This window comes from Centipeda sp. (in: firmicutes), assembly GCF_057271695.1.
This window is the reverse complement of record NZ_DBHIVL010000124.1, coordinates 1-3,214: the sequence shown is the minus strand read 5'-3', so window position 1 is coordinate 3,214 and position 3,214 is coordinate 1. Positions and strand designations below refer to the sequence as shown.

The following is a 3,214-nucleotide window of genomic DNA, read 5'->3' as shown; positions in this document are numbered from 1 at the left end:
GGCGATTAATGGTTGGATCAAGGCCGAACTCTTTACAGATTTCCATATTACTTCGTCGGAGAATGTCCCCGCTCAGGTATCCGACTACATCCGCTTCTTCAACGAGGAGCGCCCTGCATATGCCCTTGGATACCTTACGCCGAAGCAGTATCGTGACCGCACTCAAGTCTGCCCGCGAGGAAAGCGAGAAGCAGGGCACCTACATATTGGACTGGAATCGTGAGGCACGTATCGTATTTCCGCAAATCTCACGCATCGCCGTCGGGAGTGTACACGCCCCGGATCCGGCGGCGAATAAAGCGGCGTCTCTGCGTGAAACGCACATTGCGTTCGTATATCTCCAAGCCGATCTGGACGAAGCATCGCGTGTGCGTCTGACCGAATGGATTTCTGCCAAAGCACAGCATCGTGTAGAAGTACACTTCCTCCCCGAAGTCCCTGCAGCAGAGGAAAACAAGGGGACGTAATCCGTGTCTGAGGAAGAAATTCGTATATCGTAAAGAAAAAAACGGGACTACAACCGTTCAGATTGTGTAACTCGGTGTGTTTTCATGGGGAAGCGCATGAAAAACAAAGTGTACCTTTTTCCGGATAGGTTTCCAAGTTCATAACACACAGCAGAGATTCCACTCGCCCCACTTAGCGTTTGGAATCTCTTTTTTGTTGCAAAGAATCATTAGCCATCTTGCCCTCTCTTGTGTTATAATTTTCTTATATTTGAAACGTAGGAGGGAAGGCCGTTGTTTGCAAAGACCTATGGTGCGACGACCCTCGGGATAGATGGACGGATTATCGACGTGGAGGTGGATGTGTCACCGGGGCTGCCGGGCTTTGAACTGGTGGGGCTTCCCGATACGTCGGTGAAGGAGTCGAAGGAGCGGGTACGGACGGCGATTCGCAACTCCGGCATTCAGCTGCGGCAGGAGCGGGTGACGGTCAATCTTGCACCTGCCGATGTGCGAAAGGACAGTTCGGGGCTTGATCTGCCGATTGCCGTCGGACTCCTTGCATCCTACGGTATGGTTCCCGAGGCGGCAGTGCAGAGTGCACTGTTCTCGGCAGAGCTTTCCCTCGATGGGAACTGCCGACCAATCAGCGGCATTCTCCCGATGGCAATCACGGCGCGGGAACATGGGCTGACAGAGTTTTACGTTGCTCTCTCCAATGCAGATGAGGCACTCCTCATTGATGGTCTGAAGGTCTATGCAGTCGAAAACCTGGCACAGCTTGTGCGTCATTTGACAGGCGTAGAAACGCTTTCTCCTGCTGTGCCACAAGCAACAGAACAGAAAAAAGATGCTGCCTTCACCGATGACTTTGCGGACGTACAGGGGCAGTATCAGGCGAAGCGTGCGCTTGAGATTGCAGCAGCGGGAGGGCATAACGTCCTCATGGTCGGTGTACCCGGTTCGGGCAAGACGATGCTGGCGCGCCGCATGAGTTCGATTCTGCCGGAGCTGACGAAGGAAGAAGCCATCGAGATCACGAAGATTTACAGTATCTCGGGGCTGCTTGGCAAGGATACGGGGCTTGTGACGACGCGCCCCTTCCGCAGTCCGCATCATACGTCCTCGACGGTGGCGATGATCGGCGGTGGGAGTATCCCGCGCCCGGGCGAGGTGACACTCGCGCATCACGGCGTTCTCTTTCTCGACGAGCTGCCGGAGTTCAGCAAGAAGACGCTTGAGGTGCTGCGTGAGCCGATCGAGGATCGCCAGATTACGGTGTCGCGTGCGAACGCAACGCTGACCTTTCCCTCTAGTATCATTTTGGTCGCGGCAATGAACAACGTAACGTCGATAACGATACAATGTAATGATGAACGAGAGGTGGCGTGAAAACGTTGATAATCCACGCTTTCACTGATTTCCTGTAGATGAAGGTAGAGGAAACTATAGCATTAACTACTGAAAGAGACTTCTCTTTTAATCCTCCGGAAGCCGAGGCTTTTATGCACACTTGGGGGCATTTTATTTTTGTAGGTGTGAGCATGAGCAAAGAATTAGCGAATATGGAAAGCAACGATCATTTGGTGGAGCAAATCGCCGCTCTTATTGAAAATGCCAAACAGCATGTTGTTACTGTGGTCAACTCCACAATGATCGTTACTTACTATGAAATTGGACGCATGATTGTAGAGCATGAGCAAAAGGGTGCGCTGCGGGCGGAGTATGGAAAGAGCGTCTTAAAGGAACTCTCGAAAAATCTTACGAATCGCTTTGGCAGAGGATTCTCGGTAGATAATCTCGAGAATATGCGTCGTTTTTACATTACATATAGCAACGAAGTGATTTCCGAAACACCGTCTCGGGAATTGATCGCGCAGAAATCCGAAACAGTGTCTCGGATTTTTGAACCGCCTCCGACCAATTTGCAGACACTATCTGCGCAATTCACTTTGAGCTGGTCACACTATTTGTTTCTCATGCGCATCACAAATGACAAGGAACGCAAATTCTATGAAAATGAGGCTACAAACGAGCGATGGAGTCTGCGTGAGTTGAAGCGACAGTTCAACGCTGCTCTCTATGAGCGCCTGGCACTTTCTCGTGATAAGAAAGCTATCGCCGAGATATCCAAACAGGGCATGACTGTGGAACGTCCCGAGGACATCGTGAAAGATCCATACATCTTGGAGTTCTTAGGAATGCCCGAGGAGAGCCGCTATTCGGAGTCTGATTTGGAGCAGCGCATCATTGATGAATTGCAGCATTTTCTATTGGAACTGGGAAAGGGCTATACCTTCGTAGGTCGGCAGGAACGACTGACCTTTGATGAACAGCACTTCTATGTGGATCTGGTATTTTTCAATCGTCTGCTCCAATGTTTTGTCCTCATTGATCTCAAGATCGGCAGCATTACACATCAGGATCTAGGGCAAATGCAGATGTATGTGAACTACTATGATCGCAAGGTGAAACTGGCGACAGAGAATCCCACCGTTGGTATTCTGCTCTGCAAGGAGAAAAATAATGCCGTGGTAGAAATGACTTTACCGCGGGACAATACGCAGATTTTCGCCAGCAAGTACGAACTTGTCCTGCCGGACAAGGATGCTCTTATGCGGCTCTTGGAAAATAAGTTTAAGGATGAGGAATGATCCGGGTGTAAGGGTGCTGTGGTAAACTAAAGTTGTAACAGGAATGTCTAATGGGAAAGACCGAATGAAAGGGGATTCGATTCTTGTCACAACAACACTATGAACCAGAGTTCA

Annotated in this window: 3 protein-coding genes and 1 pseudogene; all 4 read left to right on the top strand. The window is 50.2% G+C overall.

What is annotated here, in order from left to right:
• The first annotated feature begins 4 nt into the window (after positions 1-4).
• On the top strand, positions 5-223 hold the full coding sequence (locus ACO6BQ_RS12220) for an IS3 family transposase (protein ID WP_489121347.1): 219 nt from the start codon (positions 5-7) through the stop codon (positions 221-223).
• A pseudogene (locus ACO6BQ_RS12215) lies at positions 150-467 on the top strand (DUF389 domain-containing protein); the annotation flags it as partial. The gene ACO6BQ_RS12220 and the pseudogene ACO6BQ_RS12215, both read left to right, overlap by 74 nt.
• 273 nt (positions 468-740) lie before the next feature.
• Positions 741-1,838 carry a YifB family Mg chelatase-like AAA ATPase gene (locus ACO6BQ_RS12210; RefSeq protein WP_489121345.1) on the top strand — a complete coding sequence of 366 codons (1,098 nt, stop codon included), beginning with the start codon at positions 741-743 and terminating at the stop codon, positions 1,836-1,838.
• 38 nt (positions 1,839-1,876) lie between these two features.
• Positions 1,877-3,100 (top strand): PDDEXK nuclease domain-containing protein, encoded by a 1,224-nt coding sequence (locus ACO6BQ_RS12205; RefSeq protein WP_489121342.1) that lies wholly within the window; start codon positions 1,877-1,879, stop codon positions 3,098-3,100.
• Positions 3,101-3,214: the final 114 nt, after the last annotated feature.

Coding starts and splice junctions, on each gene's coding strand:
- ACO6BQ_RS12205 (WP_489121342.1), top strand. CDS start 1,877: ATGAAGGTAGAGGAAACTATAGCATTAACTACTGAAAGAGACTTCTCT.